The organism is Bacillota bacterium LX-D (assembly GCA_031628995.1).
Lineage (GTDB): Bacteria > Bacillota > DUOV01 > DUOV01 > Zhaonellaceae > JAVLUO01.
This window is the reverse complement of record JAVLUO010000024.1, coordinates 1-1,790: the sequence shown is the minus strand read 5'-3', so window position 1 is coordinate 1,790 and position 1,790 is coordinate 1. Positions and strand designations below refer to the sequence as shown.

The window sequence follows — 1,790 nt, the reverse complement described above, 5'->3', positions numbered from 1 at the left end:
TAGCCTAAGACAAGGGTGTCCATCGCGAGGTGGAATCTGAAGGAAGTCGGCGGCAAAGCTCTGGTCTGAGGAACACGAACTACATATAAGGCATATGCTCGTGGGTGAGTTTGCAAAACAAAACGAAGCCCAAAACTATCCGAAACGGGCGGTGTAAATGTAGCAGATATATGGAGCGAAAGTAAGCGTTCTTACCTGGGGAGGTCTGACAGATAAGCTGTGGATGTGCATTCAGAAACAGCAACCCATGCAGTGATGTATGGCTGAACTGTCAGAAGTCAGCAGAGGCCATAGTACCACGGTGGATATATACACCGCGGGAAGGGCTGAACAATAGGAGGTTTCCAAACTTTGAAAGACACGAAGAAATACGTTGAAAGCAGACAACTTCATGGTGAAGGCTACCTACAGGAAGGAAGGGTGGAACTCAGAGATAATGTAGGAGCGCCGAGTATTTCTTCCATGTCAGAGGAGCGAGGAAACGATGGAAGTGAATACGCCAGTTGTTTGCTTGAAAAGATAATTGACCGTAACAATATGAACCTAGCCTACAGAAGGGTCAGGGCAAACAAAGGGAGCCATGGAGTAGACGGAATGACAGTAGATGAACTTCTACAATTTCTCAAACAAAATGGCAACCAAATCAGGCAAGCCATACTGGAAGGAAATTATCGTCCCCAACCAGTCAGGAGAGTAGAAATACCAAAACCCGACGGGGGCGTAAGGCTATTAGGCATACCCACAGTGCTAGATAGAGTGATACAGCAAGCTATTGCACAAGTATTAAGTCCTATTTATGAGGAAGAGTTCTCAGATAATAGCTACGGATTCAGACCAAACAGAAGCGCACACCAAGCCATACACAAATGCAAGGAATATATCGAAGCAGGATATACATGGGCAGTCGATATAGACTTAGCTAAATATTTCGATACAGTAAACCACGACAAGCTAATGAGGTTACTGTCAGAGAAGATTAAGGATAGCAGAGTATTATCCCTAATAAGAAAATACCTGCAATCCGGAGTGATGATTAATGGTGTGGTAGTAGAAACAGAACTAGGATGCCCACAGGGCGGACCGTTGTCCCCGCTTCTTAGTAACGTCATGCTAAACGAGCTGGATAAAGAACTCACAAAGAGAGGCTTAAAATTTTGCCGCTACGCAGACGACTGTAACATCTACGTTAAAAGTCAAAAGGCGGCAAACAGAGTCATGGAAAGCATCACGAAATTCCTCGAGGGAGAATTAAAACTCAAAGTTAACAAAGAAAAAAGCACAGTGGATAGACCTTGGAAGCTTAAATTTGTAGGATTCTCATTCTACCGAAAGAACGGTGGAATCGGAATAAGAGTACACCCAAAGCCAGTACAGAAATTTAAACAAAAGTTAAAAGAACTAACAGGCAGAAGCAAAGCCATGAGTATGGAGAAAAGAATGTTAAAGCTGAAACAGTGTATAACAGGATGGGTGAATTACTTTGGCATTGCGGACATGGGAACTCTTACAAAGTCGTTGGACGAATGGCTCAGAAGAAGGATAAGGATGTGTTTCTGGAAGCAGTGGAAGAAAATCAAAACCAAGCATGATAACCTCGTAAAGCTTGGTTTAGACAACTACAAGGCTTGGGAATACGCCAACACAAGAAAAGGCTACTGGCGCATAGCCAATAGCCCAATCCTTGCAAGAACATTAACCAACGAATTCCTAAGAAAAATAGGTCTTCAGTCGATAAACGAAAGGTATTCACAAGTACATTAATTCTATTGAACCGCCGTATACCGAACGGT

General features: G+C 43.3%; 1 protein-coding gene. It reads left to right on the top strand.

Annotated elements, in window-relative coordinates; all coding sequences use genetic code 11:
- Positions 1 to 351 precede the first annotated feature (351 nt).
- Positions 352 to 1,761, top strand: coding sequence for a group II intron reverse transcriptase/maturase (gene ltrA / locus RDV78_11300; protein MDS1031008.1), 1,410 nt, complete (start codon positions 352 to 354; stop codon positions 1,759 to 1,761).
- The last annotated feature ends 29 nt before the right edge of the window (positions 1,762 to 1,790 follow it).